The 17764-nt window shown below is 64.9% G+C and carries 23 protein-coding genes and 1 tRNA gene; 9 read left to right on the top strand and 15 right to left on the bottom strand.

Annotated features, from left to right (window positions below; genetic code table 11):
* Positions 1-135: a hypothetical protein gene (locus tag QUV35_RS17140; protein WP_300876864.1), complete on the bottom strand. Its 135-nt coding sequence runs from the start codon at positions 133-135 to the stop codon at positions 1-3.
* Positions 136-408: 273 nt separating this feature from the next.
* Positions 409-484 (bottom strand) — tRNA-Arg (locus QUV35_RS17135).
* Between the two features lie 141 nt (positions 485-625).
* Here QUV35_RS17135 and QUV35_RS17130 point away from each other — a divergent pair.
* Complete coding sequence (locus tag QUV35_RS17130; protein ID WP_300876860.1) at positions 626-1495, top strand: c-type cytochrome; 870 nt, start codon at positions 626-628, stop codon at positions 1493-1495.
* A gap of 29 nt (positions 1496-1524) precedes the next feature.
* On the opposite strand, the gene QUV35_RS17125 is transcribed toward QUV35_RS17130, so the two are convergent.
* From QUV35_RS17125 to QUV35_RS17115, 3 genes are read right to left on the bottom strand one after another with little or no spacing between them, the layout of a single operon-like run.
* Positions 1525-2061 carry a DUF2946 family protein gene (locus QUV35_RS17125; RefSeq protein WP_300876858.1) on the bottom strand — a complete coding sequence of 179 codons (537 nt, stop codon included), beginning with the start codon at positions 2059-2061 and terminating at the stop codon, positions 1525-1527.
* A gap of 9 nt (positions 2062-2070) precedes the next feature.
* On the bottom strand, positions 2071-3069 hold the full coding sequence (locus QUV35_RS17120) for an alpha/beta fold hydrolase (protein WP_300876856.1): 999 nt from the start codon (positions 3067-3069) through the stop codon (positions 2071-2073).
* Entirely contained in the window at positions 3066-3503 is a 438-nt protein-coding gene (locus tag QUV35_RS17115) for a nuclear transport factor 2 family protein (protein ID WP_300876854.1), read from the bottom strand. The genes QUV35_RS17120 and QUV35_RS17115 overlap by 4 nt, the downstream gene beginning before the upstream one ends.
* A gap of 134 nt (positions 3504-3637) precedes the next feature.
* Here QUV35_RS17115 and QUV35_RS17110 point away from each other — a divergent pair, with 134 nt between their 5' ends.
* The 3 genes from QUV35_RS17110 to QUV35_RS17100 are packed head-to-tail and all read left to right on the top strand — an operon-like array spanning position 3638 to position 5689.
* Complete coding sequence (locus QUV35_RS17110; RefSeq protein ID WP_300876852.1) at positions 3638-4246, top strand: LemA family protein; 609 nt, start codon at positions 3638-3640, stop codon at positions 4244-4246.
* Positions 4243-5157 (top strand): TPM domain-containing protein, encoded by a 915-nt coding sequence (locus QUV35_RS17105; RefSeq protein ID WP_300876849.1) that lies wholly within the window; start codon positions 4243-4245, stop codon positions 5155-5157. Before QUV35_RS17110 ends, QUV35_RS17105 begins: the two co-directional genes overlap by 4 nt.
* A gap of 4 nt (positions 5158-5161) precedes the next feature.
* On the top strand, positions 5162-5689 hold the full coding sequence (locus QUV35_RS17100; RefSeq protein WP_300876847.1) for a TPM domain-containing protein: 528 nt from the start codon (positions 5162-5164) through the stop codon (positions 5687-5689).
* Between the two features lie 14 nt (positions 5690-5703).
* On the opposite strand, the gene QUV35_RS17095 is transcribed toward QUV35_RS17100, so the two are convergent.
* The 10 genes from QUV35_RS17095 to QUV35_RS17050 form a co-directional block, all read right to left on the bottom strand.
* Positions 5704-6276 carry a cyclic nucleotide-binding domain-containing protein gene (locus QUV35_RS17095; RefSeq protein WP_300876845.1) on the bottom strand — a complete coding sequence of 191 codons (573 nt, stop codon included), beginning with the start codon at positions 6274-6276 and terminating at the stop codon, positions 5704-5706.
* A gap of 123 nt (positions 6277-6399) precedes the next feature.
* Positions 6400-6816: a F0F1 ATP synthase subunit epsilon gene (locus QUV35_RS17090; protein WP_300876843.1), complete on the bottom strand. Its 417-nt coding sequence runs from the start codon at positions 6814-6816 to the stop codon at positions 6400-6402.
* A 120-nt stretch (positions 6817-6936) separates the two neighbouring features.
* Entirely contained in the window at positions 6937-8367 is a 1431-nt protein-coding gene (gene atpD / locus QUV35_RS17085) for a F0F1 ATP synthase subunit beta (protein ID WP_300876840.1), read from the bottom strand.
* A gap of 43 nt (positions 8368-8410) precedes the next feature.
* The gene (atpG, locus tag QUV35_RS17080; RefSeq protein WP_300876837.1) at positions 8411-9277 is read right to left on the bottom strand and encodes a F0F1 ATP synthase subunit gamma; all 867 of its coding nucleotides are present in this window, start codon (positions 9275-9277) and stop codon (positions 8411-8413) included.
* Between the two features lie 31 nt (positions 9278-9308).
* The gene (gene atpA, locus QUV35_RS17075) at positions 9309-10865 is read right to left on the bottom strand and encodes a F0F1 ATP synthase subunit alpha (protein ID WP_300876835.1); all 1557 of its coding nucleotides are present in this window, start codon (positions 10863-10865) and stop codon (positions 9309-9311) included.
* A 54-nt stretch (positions 10866-10919) separates the two neighbouring features.
* On the bottom strand, positions 10920-11453 hold the full coding sequence (locus QUV35_RS17070) for a F0F1 ATP synthase subunit delta (RefSeq protein WP_300876833.1): 534 nt from the start codon (positions 11451-11453) through the stop codon (positions 10920-10922).
* 29 nt (positions 11454-11482) lie between these two features.
* Positions 11483-11953, bottom strand: a complete 471-nt coding sequence (locus QUV35_RS17065) for a F0F1 ATP synthase subunit B (protein WP_300876831.1) — start codon at positions 11951-11953, stop codon at positions 11483-11485.
* 124 nt (positions 11954-12077) lie between these two features.
* Positions 12078-12326, bottom strand: coding sequence for a F0F1 ATP synthase subunit C (atpE, locus tag QUV35_RS17060; protein WP_069048607.1), 249 nt, complete (start codon positions 12324-12326; stop codon positions 12078-12080).
* 80 nt (positions 12327-12406) lie between these two features.
* Positions 12407-13276: a F0F1 ATP synthase subunit A gene (gene atpB / locus QUV35_RS17055; RefSeq protein ID WP_300876829.1), complete on the bottom strand. Its 870-nt coding sequence runs from the start codon at positions 13274-13276 to the stop codon at positions 12407-12409.
* Positions 13277-13303: 27 nt separating this feature from the next.
* On the bottom strand, positions 13304-13810 hold the full coding sequence (locus tag QUV35_RS17050; RefSeq protein WP_300876826.1) for an ATP synthase subunit I: 507 nt from the start codon (positions 13808-13810) through the stop codon (positions 13304-13306).
* Positions 13811-13950: 140 nt separating this feature from the next.
* Here QUV35_RS17050 and QUV35_RS17045 point away from each other — a divergent pair, with 140 nt between their 5' ends.
* The 5 genes from QUV35_RS17045 to QUV35_RS17025 are packed head-to-tail and all read left to right on the top strand — an operon-like array spanning position 13951 to position 17762.
* Positions 13951-14862, top strand: coding sequence for an aminotransferase class IV (locus QUV35_RS17045; RefSeq protein WP_300876824.1), 912 nt, complete (start codon positions 13951-13953; stop codon positions 14860-14862).
* Between the two features lie 14 nt (positions 14863-14876).
* Positions 14877-15161, top strand: coding sequence for a DUF493 family protein (locus QUV35_RS17040; RefSeq protein WP_300876822.1), 285 nt, complete (start codon positions 14877-14879; stop codon positions 15159-15161).
* A gap of 47 nt (positions 15162-15208) precedes the next feature.
* Positions 15209-15850: a lipoyl(octanoyl) transferase LipB gene (gene lipB / locus QUV35_RS17035; RefSeq protein WP_300876871.1), complete on the top strand. Its 642-nt coding sequence runs from the start codon at positions 15209-15211 to the stop codon at positions 15848-15850.
* Between the two features lie 36 nt (positions 15851-15886).
* Positions 15887-16891, top strand: a complete 1005-nt coding sequence (gene lipA, locus QUV35_RS17030; protein WP_300876820.1) for a lipoyl synthase — start codon at positions 15887-15889, stop codon at positions 16889-16891.
* 25 nt (positions 16892-16916) lie between these two features.
* Positions 16917-17762, top strand: a complete 846-nt coding sequence (locus QUV35_RS17025) for a DMT family transporter (protein WP_300876817.1) — start codon at positions 16917-16919, stop codon at positions 17760-17762.
* Positions 17763-17764 lie beyond the last annotated feature (2 nt).

Here is a 17764-nt window from a genome sequence, read left to right as displayed (position 1 = left end):
TCAGGGCGCTTGCACGCTGATTTGCAGCGACGAATACCAGGCGGCGAGGTCTTCGGTCCCGGCGTCGGTCAGGGTGTGGTGATCGCGCCCGGCGCTTCGGGTGGACGCCGGAGATCTGTGAATGTGCGCCGACATGGCTGCTTCGGTGAGGCGATTCTCACGGGAAACCCACGGACACCGGCAAGCCGCCCGGATGTTGGGGGTTCTTCTGTTGTGCTGCCCGGACGCCTCACCCGCCGTGCTAGCCCGGCGCAGCGCAGTCAACAAACCCTGAGGGGCAATCGATTCAGGTTGCGAGGCGGCGCCTCGATGAAAAGTCCTTCCACCGCGCGCTCCCTGGCAGCGAGGCGATGCAGCAGGCACCCCAGAAACGACGAAGCCCTTGCAGATCAAGGGCTTGGGCGTTGTTGGTGCGGCTGGCGGGGATCGAACCCACGACCCTTGGCTTCGGAGGCCAATACTCTATCCACTGAGCTACAGCCGCAACCGCGTGATTCTATCAGCGAGGGGCCTGCAGAAGGCTCCCGTCAAGGGCGTTGGCTATAATCGTGGGCTGTTTGGAACCATTCGCCGCGGGCGAGTTCTGTCACCTGTCTGACCTGCTTTGCCACCCCTCGAGGACACCATGAGCGACAACGCGCACGAACACCACACCGGCCCGATCAAGACACCCTCGCAGTTGCTGTGGACGTCGTTCTTCGCATTCGTTGCTCCCATCTTCATCATCATCGGCCTGGTCTATGCCGTGACCTCGGGCGACAAACCGGCCATGGGTGCGTCCGACCCCGAACTGGGAATTGCACAACGCATTCAGCGCGTGGGCACGGTCGAGCTGCGTGATGCCAACCGTCCGCTCGCATCGGGTGAAGCGGTGTACGCGGCACAGTGCCTGGCCTGCCACGCCGCCGGCGTGGCCGGTGCACCCAAGTTCGGCGACGCGGCGGCCTGGGCTCCTCGCATTGCCACCGGGTACGACGCCCTGCTGAACTCGGTTCTCAAGGGCAAGGGCGCCATGGGCGCGCAGGGCGGTGGCGCCTACCGCGACGAGGAACTGGGGCGAGCCGTGGTTCATCTGGCCAATGCCGCCGGCGGCAATTTCGCCGTGCCTGAAGCCGCTCCAGCGGCAGGTGCCGCGGCCCCTGCTGCAGCGGCAGCACCCGCCGCTGCGCCCATGGCCGCAGAGGCACCCGCCGCCGTGGTTGCCGCGGCACCGGTGGCTGCAGCGCCCGCACCTGCCGCATCGATGACGGTGGCGGCGGTTTCCGGTGAAGCGCTCTACAAGCAGGCCTGCGCGGTCTGCCATGTGGCCGGTGTGGCCGGCGCGCCCAAGTTGGGCGACAAGGCCGCATGGGCCCCGCGTCTGGCGCTGGGTCTCGACGGACTGACCGCCAGCGTGATCAAGGGCAAGGGCGCGATGCCACCCAAAGGCGGTTCGGCTGCCCCGGACGCCGAGATCAAGGCAGCCGTGCAGTACATGCTGGACTCGGTCAAATAGACCTTGAAAGCTCCACAAAAAAGCCGGCTTCAAGCCGGCTTTTTTGTGCTGGATGCCTGAGGACTTCGCACGTAGCGCCACCTGCCGGACAGTTCGGCGCGGTCCACGCGGCCCGGGGTCCACAGACCGGCTTCAACCCGTTCCGCAGCCAGGCCCATGTCGGCGCTGTGGACCAGGCCAAGACCTCTGTCGGTGACCAGATACAGCCAGCCCGATTCGTCCAGCAGACACTCCTGAACCTGCACCGGCTGGCCCGTGTGACTGAGCACGGACCCGTCGGGTTGCAGGCGCCAGATCCAGGGAGTGGCTTCCAGCTCCACATACACGCGCTGCGGCCCGTTCTGGAAATACCAGCGCCCCTGTTCGTCGGCGGCGTAGTTGCGCTGGATGAAGTCGATGAGTTTTTCGTGCTGCAGCAGCGAACCCTTGCTCGCGGGAAACGCGCCGTCGGCCTGCACGCGGTCGTCGCGCATGTACCAGTTGCCGCGCGCATCGAGCCCGAGCCAGCCATAACAGTCGGGTACGTTGGGCCACTTGGCCATGGCGGCTTTGACGATGTCGTCCATGGGGTTCCATCAGATGTGTTGCAGCAGCCAGTGTCCCACGGCATCCGGCATGGCACGCACATGGCCGGGCAGACCCACGGCCCCATGCGAGACGGGGAAGCCCACATGACCCCCCTGCCCGGGCTGCCACAGGGTCACGTGCCGGCCCACCTGCTGTGGCGTGGGCAGCGATGACGCTGGCACGAACGGGTCGTTCAGCGCGTTGAGCGCCAGCGCCGGAACGCGGATCTGGTGCAGCACGGGCTTGGCCGAGGCACGCGACCAGTAATCGGGCGTGTCGCGAAAGCCGTGCAGGGGCGCGGTGAACAGGTTGTCGAATTCGTAGAGGTTGCGCGCGGCCAGCAAGGCCTCGCGGTCGAACAGGCCGGGGTGTTGCTCCAGTTTTTTCAAGGCCTTGGGCACCATGCTGGCAAGAAACATGCGGGTGTAGACCAGCCGGTTGAAGCCCTGGCCAATGGCGTGGCCGCCGGCTGCGAGGTCCAGCGGTGAGCAGATGGCCGCCACAGCGCGCACCCGCTGGCTGGCCGACTCACCCATCTCGGCGGCCCAGCGCATCAGGGCATTGCCACCGAGCGAAACGCCCGCTGCGATCAGCGCTCGCCCGGGGTGTTCAAGCGCGAAGCGTCGCAGGATCCAGTCGATCTCCTCGAAATCGCCCGAGTGGTAGGCACGCGGTGCGCGGTTGAGTTCGCCCGAGCAGCCGCGGAAGTGCGGCACGGCAAAGGCCAGCCCGTTGGCAGCCGCGAAGTCGGCAAAGGCCACGGCGTACTGGCTGGCCGACGAGCCCTCGAGTCCGTGGAACAGCACCAGCAAGGGGGCCTTGCTCGCGCTGGCGTGCCGCGCCTGATCGACGTCGATGAAGTCGTCATCGGGTGTGTTCCAGCGCTGCCGTGTCCATGTGGGGGACGGACCGAAATGGCGGCGACTGGCCAACGCTGCCCACAGGGTCTGCGCATTGCCCCCGGGCAGCCACCACGGCGCGGCATAGGAAAAGCCCTCGTGGCTCAATGCAGCACGGGCCTTGCAGTGAGGATCTCGGGCGGCTCGGTGCGCATGCCCGGACTCGCATGGTGGGCCACCATGCGCCAGCCCTGGGCGGTCTTGGCATACACATTGGTGGCCACCACCCAGGCGTGCTGCAGACCGTCGTCGGTCATCACGGCCACCCGTTCGACCACGCTGTGCACGCTGCAGGCACCAGCGTCCAGGCGCCGGACCTTCTCGGGCGTGGCCTGCACACTGCCATTGGAGAACATGGCTTCGAAAGCCGAGCGCACCGCCACGTGTCCGACCAGTCGGGGCCCACCCGGGTGCACGCAGACGATGTCGTCCTCGTCGGCCCAGCAGGCCATGAGCCGTTCGATGTCGGCGTGCTGCAGGGCGTCGTAAAACGCGGCTTCGGTGTCGTCCGCAGAACCTGGCGGCAGTTTGGGTTTACGCATGCGCCGTATTCTGACGGCACTGCCTCCTCTGTGTGGCCAGGCGCACCGCGCGCCGACATGCCCCGGGGGTATAGTCCCGCAGATTCGGGCCGGCAGCGTCGACAGGCCCGGCCCAAAAGACACTGGAGGTTTTCATGCGCACATCCTTTCGATCCGTTTCCGCCTGGCTGACCGCCCTGTTGCTATCGGTCAGCCTCACCGGCTGCGGCTACAACGACTTTCAGCGGCTCGACGAACAAACGCAGTCGGCCTGGTCGGAGGTGCTCAACCAGTACCAGCGCCGCGCAGACCTGATTCCCAACATCGTGGCCACCGTGAAGGGAGAGGCCAACTTCGAGCAGGAGACGCTCACCCGTGTGATCGAAGCGCGCTCCAGGGCCACCAGCATCCAGGTGACGCCCGAGACGCTGAACGACCCCGCGGCCATGCAGCAGTTCCAGAACGCCCAGGGTGAACTGGGCAGTGCGCTCAGCCGCCTGATGGTGGTGGTGGAGCAATACCCCAACCTGAAGGCCAACCAGGGCTTCAGCGACCTGCGCGTTCAGCTCGAAGGCACCGAGAACCGCATCACCGTGGCGCGCAACCGCTACATCCAGACCGTGCAGGAATACAACGTGCTGTCTCGCAGCTTCCCCACCAACCTCACCGCCATGGTGTTCGGCTATGCCCCGAAGGCGAACTTCCAGGTGGCCAACGAGGCAGCCATCTCTGCACCGCCGGCGGTGGACTTCAAGAAGCCATGACGCGATGGCTGCCCCGGTGCCTGCTGGCACTGGGACTGATGGGGGCGGTGGCCCTCGCGCTGGCCCAGGGCCTGGTGCCGGTGCCCGCGTTGAGCGCACGCGTGATCGACCAGACCGCCACGCTGGACGCCGCCAGCGTGGCGGCGCTCGAAGCCAGGCTGGCGGCATTCGAGCAATCGCAGGGGTCTCAGGTGGTGGTGCTGATGGTGCCGACCACCGCGCCCGAGGACATTGCCGACTTCACCCAGCGCGTGGGCGACGCCTGGAAGATCGGGCGGGCCGACGTGGGCGATGGCGTCTTGTTCATCATCGCCAAGGACGACCGGCGTTTGCGCATCGCCACCGCCAAGGCGCTCGAAGGCGCCATTCCCGACCTGATGGCGCGTCGCATCCTGGACAGCGCGGTCACCCCGGCCTTTCGCCAGGGCGACTACGCGGGCGGCATCAACGCGGGGGTGGACCAGATCCTGGCGCGCATCCGCGGCGAAGAGCTCCCGCTGCCCGACGCTTCAGCGGCCCGGCGCCCGGCGGGAAGTGCCGATTTCGAATGGATGGACGCGCTGATCTTCCTGGTGTTCGCAGTGCCCATGCTCTCGGGTTTGTTGCGCGGCATGTTCGGCAACAAGCTCGGCACCCTGCTGACCGGGGTGGGTGCGGGTGGCCTGGCCTGGGTGCTGACGTCCGTGTTCTGGGTTGCGATCGGTGCCGGCCTGCTGGGCATGCTGGCTGCGCTGTTCCTGCAGTTCCTTCCGGCGGCTCCGCTGGGCAGCTCCGGGCGGGGCGGTCGGGGTGGCGGCTGGGGCGGCGGGGGTTTGGGCGGCGGTGGCTTCGGTGGTGGGCGTGGCGGTGGCGGGTTCAGCTCGGGCGGCGGCGGCAACTTCGGCGGCGGTGGCGCCTCGGGCGGATGGTGAAGCCATGAACAAGCTGTTGCGCATCTTCAAACACCGATGGATGGACCGCTCGGACACCCTGCGGGCGGTGCCCGACGACATGGCCGAGCGACTCGCGCGGCGCGTGGCGGCCAGCGAAGGGCGGCACACCGGCGAGGTGAGACTGTGCGTTGAAGCAGCGCTGCCGCTGAGCTACCTCTGGCGCCTCGGACCCGAAACCGGCTTGCCGGTGGTGGTTCGCGATCGCGCCCTCACCTGGTTCGGCCGCCTGCGGGTCTGGGACACCGAGCACAACAACGGCGTGCTGATCTATGTGCTGCTGGCCGAGCACGCGATCGAGTTCGTCGCCGATCGGGCGCTGTCGCGCCGGGTGAGCCGGGCGCAATGGCAGGCCATCGTTGACCGCCTGGCATCCCGACTGCGCGCGGGAGACTTCGAAGACGGCCTCACGCAGGCACTCGAAGAGGTGTCCGCACTGCTGGTGGAGCGCTTTCCCGCAGATGCCGGCACTGTTCGACCGAACGAGCTTCCCGACGCCGTGGTGCGCCGCTAGGCGGGTCGCCCTGGTCAGCCGCCTTTGCGTCCATCCAGCGGGCTGCGGCTGTTCATCACGACCTGGAGCTCCTGCTGCAAGGCCTTGTTCATCTGGGCAAAGGTCTTGAGCTTGCGCGTGGTTTCCCGCAGGCGGTCGGCCATGCGCTTGGAGATCGCCAGCAGCAGCCGCGATCCCAGCCGGGGGTCTTCCTTGAGCAGGCGCATCAGCGCGGTGCGCGACAGCACGGCCGCAGCGATGTTGGTGTTGGCGGTGCAGGTGGCCGACCGGGGCGCCCCGTCGAGCACGCCCATCTCTCCGATCAGATGCCCCGGGCCCATGATGTTGACCACCATGCTCTCGTGCAGCCCGGGCAGCTCGTTTTCCACCGCAATGTCGCCCTCGAGCACCAGCAGCATGTAGTCGGTCTGACGAACCTCGCCCTCCTGGATGATCACCGTGCCCGCCTTGATCAGCTTGGGCCGCATGTAGCCCACCACCTTGAGGGCATCAGCGAGGGTCAGGTCGGCCAGGGCCGAGGGCGTGACCAGCAGGCGTGCCGCCACTTCTTCAGGGGCCAGTTCCGGACTTTCAAAGATGGATGACATCGTCTGCGCCTTTGTTCACATCCGCATGGTATTCGGACCGCCCGGGGTCGTTGCAGCCAAGGGACAAAAAAAGACCGGCCACAGGCCGGTCTTATCGGGAAGTCCAGGCAGACGCCCGCCGCTTCACCTTTTCTGCCGGAACTTGCGCAGTGCCGCGATCTGGGCCGCCATGACGGCGAGTTCCGACGTCGCCTTGGCGAGATCGATGTCGCTCTTGGCGTTTTTGAGCGCCTCTTCGGCCTGTTTGCGCGCATCGAGCGCCTTGGCTTCGTCGAGGTCCTTGCCGCGGATCGCGGTGTCGGACAACACGGTGATGTGGTTGGGCTGCACTTCGAGAATGCCGCCGGCCACAAACACGAACTCTTCGCCGCCATCGGCCTTTTCAATGCGCACGGCGCCCGGACGGATGCGGGTGATGAGCGGAATGTGACCGGGCAGGATGCCCAGTTCGCCCGCTTCGCCCGGCAGGGCCACAAATTTGGCTTCGCCAGAGAAGATGGAAGCTTCGGCGCTCACCACATCAACGCGGATGGTGCTCATAGGGTCTCCTTGGGGAAAACGACGGAAAGCAAGTCATCGGGTGTCCGGCCATGCCGTGCGCCAGGATGTGCATCAGCACATCGGGCACACCCACACCGCCGGGCGCACGAGTGCGCTGCCTTACGCCATCTTCTTGGCTTTCTCGAAGGCTTCGTCGATCGTGCCGACCATGTAGAACGACTGCTCGGGCAGGTGGTCGCACTCACCGGCGGTGATCATCTTGAAACCACGGATGGTTTCAGCCAGGGTCACGTACTTGCCGGGGGAGCCGGTGAACACTTCAGCCACGTGGAACGGCTGCGACAGGAAACGCTGGATCTTGCGGGCGCGGGCCACGGCCAGCTTGTCTTCGGGCGCCAGTTCGTCCATGCCCAGAATGGCGATGATGTCGCGCAGTTCCTTGTAACGCTGCAGGGTGTTCTGCACGGCACGGGCGGTTTCGTAGTGCTCCTGGCCCACGACCAGCGGGTCGAGCTGGCGGCTGGTGGAGTCCAGCGGGTCCACGGCGGGGTAGATGCCCAGCGAGGCGATGTCACGGCTCAGCACCACGGTGGAGTCCAGGTGGGCGAAGGTGGTGGCGGGCGACGGGTCGGTCAAGTCATCGGCAGGCACGTACACGGCCTGGATGGAAGTGATCGAGCCGACCTTGGTGGAGGTGATGCGCTCTTGCAGGCGGCCCATTTCTTCGGCCAGCGTGGGCTGGTAACCCACGGCAGAAGGCATGCGGCCCAGCAGGGCGGACACTTCGGTACCGGCCAGCGTGTAGCGGTAGATGTTGTCCACGAAGAACAGCACGTCGCGGCCTTCGTCACGGAACGATTCGGCAATGGTCAGACCGGTCAGGGCCACGCGCAGGCGGTTGCCTGGAGGCTCGTTCATCTGGCCGTACACCATGGCCACTTTGGACTCGCCCAGGTTCTCCAGGTTCACGACGCCGGAGTCGGCCATCTCGTGATAGAAGTCGTTGCCTTCGCGGGTGCGCTCGCCCACACCGGCGAACACCGACAGACCGCTGTGGGCCTTGGCGATGTTGTTGATGAGTTCCATCATGTTCACCGTCTTGCCCACGCCGGCGCCGCCGAACAGGCCCACCTTGCCGCCTTTGGCGAACGGGCAGATCAGGTCGATCACCTTGATGCCGGTTTCCAGCAGCTCTTGCGACGGCGACAGCTCGTCATAGGCCGGGGCCTTGCGGTGGATGGAGGCGGTCAAGGTCTGGTCGACCGGGCCGCGCTCGTCGATGGGCGCGCCGAGCACGTCCATGATGCGGCCCAGCGTGGCCTTGCCCACGGGCACCATGATGGGTTCGGCGGTGTTCGTCACCACCATGCCGCGGCGCAGGCCGTCGGAGGAGCCCAGCGCAATGGTGCGGACCACGCCGTCACCGAGCTGTTGCTGGACTTCCAGCGTCAAGGCAGAGCCTTCCATTTTCAGGGCGTCGTACACGCGGGGCATCTGGCTGCGTGGAAATTCCACGTCCACGACGGCGCCGATGCACTGAACGATCTTGCCCTGAACACCGGTGTTCATTTGTGCGGTAGCTTGAGACATGATGGGTACCTTTTCGTTTCTCGGATTCTGTTGGGCAGCTGCTTCAGACCGCTGCGGCGCCGGCGACGATTTCCGAAAGCTCTTTCGTGATCGCTGCCTGGCGCGTCTTGTTGTAGACCAGCTTGAGTTCGCTGATGACGCTGCCGGCGTTGTCGGTGGCGGCCTTCATGGCCACCATGCGAGCGGACTGTTCGGAAGCCATGTTTTCGGCCACGGCCTGGTAAACCTGGGCTTCCACGTAGCGCAGCAGGAGCTCGTCGATCACCGCCGGTGCATCGGGTTCGTAGATGTAGTCCCAGTCACGTCCGCCGGCGTTTTCCTGAAGGTCGCCCGTGTTGAGCGGCAACAGCTTCTCGACCACCGACTCCTGCTTCATCGTGTTGATGAAACGGGTGTAGCAGACATAGACCGCGTTCACGCGACCTTCGGTGTACGCATCGAGCAAGGTCTTGACCGGGCCGATCAGCTTGTCCAGGTGCGGGGTATCGCCCAGACCGGTGACGCTGGACACCACCTTGGCGCCGATGCGGTTCATGAACGCCAGGCCCTTGTTGCCGATGGCAACGACTTCAGCGGTCTGGCCTTTCGCCTGCAGGTCCTTGAGCTGGGTCGTCACGGCGCGCAACACGTTGGTGTTCAAGCCACCGCACAGGCCCTTGTCGGTCGTCACCACCACGAAACCCGCCACCTTGGCGTCGTTGGTCAACATGAAGGGGTGCGTGTACTCGGGATTCGCGCGGCTCAGGTTGCCGGTGATCTGGCGCACTTTCTCGGCGTAAGGCCGGGCCGCACGCATGCGTTCCTGCGCCTTGCGCATCTTGGAGGCGGCGACCATCTCCATGGCTTTGGTGATCTTCTTGGTGTTCTCCACCGATTTGATCTTGCCGCGTATTTCCTTGCCTGCTGCCATTGGGTTTCCTTTAAGAAGTCAACGGGCCGGGTCAGTAGGTGCCGGTTTTCTTGAAGTCGGCGATGGCGGCAGCCAGTTGGGCTTCGGCGTCCTTGTCCATGGCCTTGTCGTTTTCCAGCTTGGCCAGCAGCGCTGCGTGCTTGTCCTTGAGGAAGGCGTGCATGCCGTTCTCGAACGAGAGCACCTTCTTGACTTCGATGTCGTCCAGGTAGCCCTTGTTCACGGCATACAGCGTGGACGCCATCAGGCCGATCGATTGCGGGCTGTACTGGGCCTGCTTGAGCAGTTCGGTCACGCGGGCACCGCGGTCGAGCTGTTTGCGGGTGGCTTCGTCGAGGTCGGAAGCGAACTGCGCGAACGCGGCCAGCTCACGGTACTGGGCGAGGTCGGTACGGATGCCGCCGGAGAGGCTCTTGATGAGCTTGGTCTGCGCAGCGCCACCGACGCGCGACACCGAGATACCGGCGTTGATGGCGGGGCGGATGCCGGCGTTGAACAGGCTGGTTTCCAGGAAGATCTGGCCGTCGGTGATCGAGATCACGTTGGTCGGCACGAAGGCGGACACGTCACCGGCCTGCGTTTCGATGATGGGCAGTGCGGTCAGCGAGCCGGTCTTGCCCTTGACTTCGCCCTTGGTGAAGGCTTCCACATAGTCGGCATTCACCCGGGCAGCGCGCTCGAGCAGGCGGCTGTGGAGATAGAACACGTCGCCGGGATAGGCTTCGCGGCCTGGCGGACGGCGCAGCAGCAGCGAAACCTGGCGGTAGGCCACGGCCTGCTTGGACAGGTCGTCGTACACGATCAGTGCGTCCTGGCCGCGGTCGCGGAAGTACTCACCCATGGTGCAGCCCGAATAGGCCGAGAGGTACTGCATGGCAGCGGATTCGGAAGCCGAAGCGGCCACGACAATGGTGTAGTCCATTGCGCCGGCCTGCTCGAGGGCACGCACCACGTTCTTGATCGACGAGGCCTTCTGGCCAATCGCGACATAAACGCAGGTCATGTTCTGACCCTTCTGGTTGATGATCGCGTCGATCGCCACGGCCGTCTTGCCGGTCTGGCGGTCACCGATGATCAGCTCGCGCTGACCGCGGCCCACGGGCACCATCGAGTCGATCGACTTCAGGCCGGTCTGCACCGGCTGGTCCACCGATTTGCGGGCGATCACGCCCGGTGCAACCTTCTCGATCACGTCGGTCATCTTGGCGTTGATCGGGCCTTTGCCATCGATCGGGGCGCCCAGGGCATTGACCACGCGGCCGATCAGCTCGGGGCCCACCGGCACTTCCAGTATGCGGCCCGTGCACTTCACGGTCTCGCCTTCGGAGATGTGCTCGTACTCACCCAGAATCACGGCGCCCACGGAGTCCCGCTCCAGGTTCAGCGCAAGGCCGAAGGACGGCACGCCGTCCTTGTTGGCCGGGAATTCCAGCATCTCGCCCTGCATCACGTCGGACAGGCCGTGGACGCGGACGATACCGTCGGTCACCGACACCACGGTGCCCTGGTTGCGCACATCGGTCGATGTGCCCAGCCCCTCGATGCGGGACTTGATCAGTTCGGAGATTTCAGCGGGATTGAGTTGCATGACTCTTTCCTTCTTTCGTTAAATGGTGAGCAGACGGGCGCGGGGTGACAGCGGTCAGGCCGCGGTCAGGGCGGATTTCATGTGTTCCAGGCGGGCCTTGATCGAGGTGTCGAGCACTTCATCGCCCACCACCACGCGAATGCCACCGATCAGTTCGGGTTGCAGCTCGACCTTGAGGTTGAGCTTGCGGGCAAAGCGCTTCTCCAGCACGCCGGAGAGATCGGCCAGTGCGGCGCTGTCGATGGCAAAGGCGCTGTAGACCACGGCATCGAAGGCGCCCATCTGCGCATTCTTCAAGGCGCGGAACTGGTCGGCGATTTCGGGCAGGGCGGCCAGGCGGCCGTTGTCGATCACGGTGCGCAGAAAGTTCTGCGCCATCTCGGGCAGGCTCGCCTGGATCACGCCGGTCACCAGGCTGAACACCTGTTCGGGCGTCGTCCGGGGGTTGTCGGCGTACTGGCGAAGCTGCTCATCGGCAGCCACCGACGCCAGCTCGTCGAGCCAGGCGGCGGTGCCGGCCGCGCCAGAGCCAGAGGCCTGGAACAGCGCTTCCGCGTAGGGGCGGGCAATGGTGGCGATTTCGGCCATGGTTTACCTTTGATTGCCGGATCGGTGGATCAGAGCTCGGTCTTCAAGCGACCCAGCAACTCGGCGTGAACGCCGGCGTTGACTTCGCGCTTGAGGATCTGCTCGGCCCCCTTGACAGCCAGCGCAGCAACCTGCTCGCGCAAGGCTTCCCGGGCCTTGACGACCTGCTGCTCGGCTTCCATGTGTGCAGCGGCCACGATCTTGGCGGCTTCGTCGCTTGCACGCGCCTTGGCCTCTTCAATCACGGTCTGTGCACGGCGCTCGGCATCGGCCAGTCGGACGGCAGCTTCGTTGCGCGATTTGCCCAACTCCTCTTCCACCCGCTTGTTGGCCACGGCCAGTTCGGACTTGGCTTTTTCGGAAGCCGCCAGTCCTTCGGAAATCTTCAACGCACGCTCATCGAGCGCCTTGGCAATCGGGGGCCACACGAATTTCATCGTGAACCACACCAGGATCGCAAAGACGATGGCCTGCGCAAAGAGGGTTGCATTGATATTCATCGCAACGCCTTTCTGTGTGTTGACATAAGTGGTGATGCCGATGCTGCTGCGCCGGTGCGCTGCCCGCCGGAAGTCATCGAGACCCCGGTGTGCAGAACGCCGCCTGGCGTGGCAGCAAATCCCATTAAGCCAGCGTGAAGGGGTTGGCGAAGGCGAACAGGAGGGCGATGGCCACGCCGATCAGGAAGGCCGCGTCGATCAGGCCGGCCAGGATGAACATCTTGGTCTGCAGGTCGTTCATCAGTTCGGGCTGACGGGCCGACGCTTCCAGAAATTTGCCGCCCATCAGCGCAATGCCGATGGATGCGCCGATGGCGCCCAGACCGACGATGAGACCGCAAGCCAGTGCGACAAGACCCAGAACGTTTTCCATGATGACTCCTATGAGATGAACGAAAGTTGAAAAAAGGAAAGAAAGAAACGAGAACTCAGAGCGAGGACAGGCCGCGCAACTCAGTGAGCGTCATGCGCCTGCCCGAGATAAATCAGGGCCAGCATCATGAAAATGAACGCCTGCAAGGTGATGACCAGTATGTGAAACAAGGTCCAGACCGTGCCGGCGATCACATGTCCGACGAAGAAAAGTCCACCACCCAGCGACAAGGAGGCAAAGCCACCCAGCAACGCAATCAGCATGAAGACCAACTCACCCGCGAACATGTTTCCGAACAATCGCATGCCGTGGGAGACCGTCTTGGCCACGAACTCGATCATTTGCATCAGGAAGTTGATCAGGCCCAGCAGCAGCGCCCAGATGGGGTTCTTGCTGGTGCCGAAGGGCGCCGTGACGAGCTCGTGCGTCCAGCCGCCGATGCCCTTGATCTTGATGTTGTAGAACAGGCACATCAACAACACGGAGACCGACAGGCCCAGCGTGGTGGAGAGGTCGGCGGTGGGAACCACCCGCAGGTAGTCGGGGTAACCCATGGCCGGACCGGCAACGTGCCAGATCGAGGGCAGCAGATCGACCGGGATCATGTCCATGAAGTTCATCATGAAGATCCAGACGAACACGGTGAGCGCCAGCGGTGCCACCAGCTTGCGGCTGTGGGCGTTGTGGATCACGGCCTTGGCCTGGCTGTCGACCATTTCCACCAGCATTTCGACCGCCGCCTGAAAGCGGCCCGGCACGCCGGCCGTGGATTTGCGGGCGGCGAGCCACAGCACGAAACAGATCAGGATGCCCAGCAGCGAACTGACGATCACCGAATCGATGTTGATGACAGAAAAGTCGACGATCGACTCCTGCTTCTTGTTCGTCAGATGGACCAGGTGGTGGCGGATGTATTCGCCGGGGGTCAGAGCGCTGCCTTCAGTTGCCATGTTCGTTTGCACCGATATGTCGGAAATTCAACCGTTTAGATTTGCGCGCCGGGTCTGGATCCAGAATCCAAACCAGTACACCTTGAGAACCACCACCAGGCCGGCCAACAGGCCCAGCCAGTTGAGATCGGGGACGATCCGGGGGGCTGACCACAACATGGCCACCACCAGCAGAATCTTCACCCCCTCCCACAACAGAAATCCCGCAAAGGCCGCCTGCGCGTACCCCGCCAACAGGCGACTCAAGGCACTGGAAGTCAAGCCGTAAGCCATCAAGGCCGAAGGCACAACCACCGATGCCGCTCCGTAGAGCACCGACCACGCCACCGATGCCGATTGTGTGAACAACCAACCCAGGGCAGCCGCCGACAATCCCGCCAACAACTGAACCGCCACCAGACGCCACACCGAAAACCGGGGTTGGCTGGCTCGCCACTGCTGCGCTTCTTCGCGCGTCAGCGGCTTGAATTCGATCTCTTGCCCACCATCTGCCCCATCTGCCTGGGTCTGCGAGTCCGGATCGACGCGTTGCATTGTCGACATGGAGGGTTACAGCCAGGTTACGGTTGAGCGACGTTCGCAAAGCCGCTCATTATACGTAGAAACCCCATGGGCCCGTCAAGGCGAATGGCTCTTGTCTGTGCGGTGGGCGAACTGGCGCCGATAATCTTTCGATGACTGCTTCCATCTGGGGCGCCCCGCCCGTGCTGCCCGACACCACCTGCTATCTCAATGGCGTGTACACGCCATTGAAAGACGCCCACGTCAGCGTGCTCGACCGTGGTTTCATCTTCGGCGACGGCGTCTACGAGGTTCTGCCCTGCTACAACGGACAGCCCTTTCGTTTCGAGCAGCACATGGCCCGGCTGGACCGGTCGCTCGCGGAGCTGCGCATCGGCAACCCCCTGACACGCGACGAGTGGGCCGACATTGCGCGGCGGCTTTCCATGTCGCTGAAGGCCGCCACCGGTGCGCCCAACCAGTTGATCTATATCCAGGTCACCCGCGGCGTGGCGCTGCGCGACCACGTGATGCCGCCGCAGATCGTGCCCACCGTGTTCGTGATGGCCAGCGAAATGAAGCTGGCCACGCCGGCACAGCGGGAAAACGGTGTGGCCTGCGTCACGGCCAATGACTTCCGCTGGGAGAAGGCCCACATCAAGAGCACCAGCCTGCTGGGCGCGGTGTTCTCGCGGCAGATCAGCGCAGACGCAGGCGCCGTCGAGACCGTCATGTTCCGGGACGGCTTCCTGAGCGAAGCCGCTGCCAGCAACGTGTGGGTGGTGAAGGACGGCGTGGTCATGGGCCCACCCAAGGACAACCTCGTGCTGGAGGGCATCCGCTTCGGTCTGATCGAGGAGATCTGCCAGGCGCAAGGCTTGCGCTTCGAGCTTCGACGCATCACCCGGGCCGAAGTGCTGGACGCCGATGAACTGCTGCTGTCCTCGGCCACCAAGGAAGTGCTGCCCATCACCTCGCTGGATGGACTGCCCGTGGGCCACGGCGCCCAGGCGGGTCGGCCAGGCCCGGTCTATGCAAAGCTGTACGCCGGGTACCAGCGGGCGGTGGCTGCCGTGGCGGCCTGAACAGGAGCGACAGCATGGAACATCCGCGCGAGATACCGCCCGAACAATCCCTCATCGAATACCCCACGCAATTTCCCATCAAGGTGATGGGCGCGAACGCCGAGGGCTTCCTCGACGCCATGGTCCATGTCGCCAAAGCCTTCGACGCGAGCTTCGATGCCGGCACCGTGGAGCAGCGTCCGAGCAAGGCCGGCAACTACATGGGCCTCACCCTGTCGGTGCATGTGACCAGCCGCGAACAACTTGACGAGCTCTACCGCACGCTGACCACGCACCCCATGGTCAAGATCGTCTTGTGAACATCCGGGACCTGGGCCTGGTGTCTTACGGCACCACCTATGAGGCGATGCAGGCCTTCACCGCCGAGCGATCCGGCAGCACGCCCGACGAACTCTGGATCTGCGAGCACCCGCCCGTGTTCACCCAGGGCCTGGCCGGCCGCGAAGACCACCTGCTGTCCCCGGGCGACATCCCCGTGGTGCAGACCAACCGGGGCGGGCAGGTGACCTACCATGGCCCCGGCCAGGTGGTGGCGTATCCGCTGATCGACCTGCAACGCGCGGGTTACTACGTCAAGGAATTCGTGTACCGGGTGGAGGAAGCCGTGATCCGCACGCTGGGCGCCTTCCAGGTCACGGGCCACCGTGTGGCCGGGGCTCCCGGCATCTATGTTCGGCTGGACGATCCGTTCAGCCACGCCTTGCTGCCGCAGCGCCCACAGCGCCGCGCACCGGGCGAACCGGCGCCGCAGCCCGATTTCTGCGGCCTGGGCAAGATCGCTGCGCTCGGCATCAAGGTCAGCCGCCACCGCACCTACCATGGGGTCGCACTCAACGTGGCCATGGACCTGCAACCCTTCCAGCGCATCAACCCGTGTGGCTACCAGGGCCTTCAGACGGTGGACCTTTCTACAATCGGCGTGGCGGTTTCATGGGACGAGGCCGCGCACGTGCTCGGCCAGAAGCTCAGCGCCACCTTGTCACCCTGACCAACCCTGACTCCACGCGCCATCCGCGCCGCTGCCATGAACCGCACCGACACCCCCGCTGAATCCACCAACACCACCGTGCGCGAGGCCCAACCCGCTGCGAGCTACGACGCGAGCGCCAAACAGAAAAGCCAGGCGAAGACGTCGCGCATTCCCATCAAGATCGTGCCGGCCGAGGTGCTGAAGAAGCCCGAGTGGATCCGGGTGAAGGCAGGCAGTCCCACCACCCGCTTCTACGAGATCAAGGACATCTTGCGCACCAACAAGCTGGTGACGGTGTGCGAGGAGGCGAGTTGCCCGAACATCGGCGAATGCTTCGGCAAAGGCACCGCCACCTTCATGATCATGGGCGACAAGTGCACACGGCGCTGCCCGTTCTGCGATGTGGGCCACGGCCGGCCCGACCCGCTGGATGCAGACGAGCCCGACAATCTGGCCAAAACGATTGCACAGCTCAAGCTCAAGTACGTGGTGATCACCAGCGTGGACCGCGATGACCTGCGTGACGGCGGCGCCGGCCACTTCGTCGCGTGCATCGAGAAGACCCGCGCCCTGTCGCCACAGACGCAGATCGAGGTGCTGGTGCCCGACTTCCGGGGCCGGGACGACCGCGCGCTGGAGATCCTCAAGGCCGCACCGCCCGACGTGATGAACCACAACCTCGAAACCGTGCCGCGCCTCTACAAAGAAGCACGGCCCGGTTCGGACTACCAGTTCAGCCTGAACCTGCTGAAAAAATTCAAGGCCCTGTTCCCGCACGTGCCGACCAAGAGCGGCCTGATGGTCGGCCTGGGCGAGACCGACGAAGAGATTCTGGACGTCATGCGCGACATGCGCGCGCACGGCATCGACATGCTCACCCTCGGCCAGTACCTCGCCCCCAGCGGCCACCACCTGCCGGTGCGTCGCTATGTGCATCCCGACACCTTCAAGATGTTCGAAACCGAGGCCTACAAGATGGGCTTCAGCCACGCGGCGGTCGGCGCGATGGTGCGAAGCTCGTACCACGCCGACCAGCAAGCCCACGGCGTGCTGAAGTGACGCACGGCGTGCTTCGCCTCGCCGCTTGAACCCCGCCAACCTGCTCGCCCTCGGCGCGGTCGTGCTCTGGGCCTCGCTGGCCGCACTCGGCGTGGCGCTGTCGCACGTGCCGCCGTTTCTGTTGACCGGCCTGTCCTTGCTGGTGGGCAGCCTGATCGCCCTGCCGCTGTCGCGTTTCGACTTCCGCCAGTGGCGCGTGCCGGCCAGCACGCTGGCGCTCGGGGTGTATGGCCTGTTCGGGTTTCACTTCCTGCTCTTCATCGCCTTGCGCCACGCGCCGCCGGTGCAGGCCAACCTGGTCAACTACCTCTGGCCGCTGGGCATCGTGGTGATGGCGCCGCTGTTCCTGCCCGGCGTGTCGCTCACCGGCCGGCACATCTTTGCGGCCCTGCTGGGTTTTGCCGGCGCGGCGCTGGCCATTCTGGGTGGTGCGGGCGAGACGGGTGACGCCCGCTGGGCCTGGGGTTACCTCCCTGCCCTGGCGTCGGCCTTCATCTGGGCGAGCTATTCGTTGATGACCAAACGCGTGCGGCTCTTTCCCACAGCGGCCATCGGCAGCTTTGCGCTCGTCTCCGGTGTGCTGTCTCTGCTCTGCCACGTGCTGCTGGAACCGGCGGTCTCGCTGTCAGCCAAAGACTGGCTGCTGATTGCGGTGCTCGGCCTGGGCCCGCTGGGTGGCGCCTTCTTTTTGTGGGATGCAGCGCTCAAACGCGGCGACGCACGGCAGATCGGCGTGCTCAGTTTCCTCACGCCGCTGCTCTCCACCCTCACGCTGTTGCTGGTGCGCGGAGAGACGCCGAGTCTGGCGGTGGGCCTGGCCGCGCTGATGATCGTGGGCGCAGCGGTGATGGCCACGCGGCGAGGCAACTGAAG

This window comes from Hydrogenophaga sp. (assembly GCF_030373225.1).
Classification (GTDB): Bacteria; Pseudomonadota; Gammaproteobacteria; order Burkholderiales; family Burkholderiaceae_C; genus Hydrogenophaga.
The sequence above is the reverse complement of the archived record's forward strand: the minus strand, read 5'-3'. Positions and strand labels throughout refer to the sequence as shown.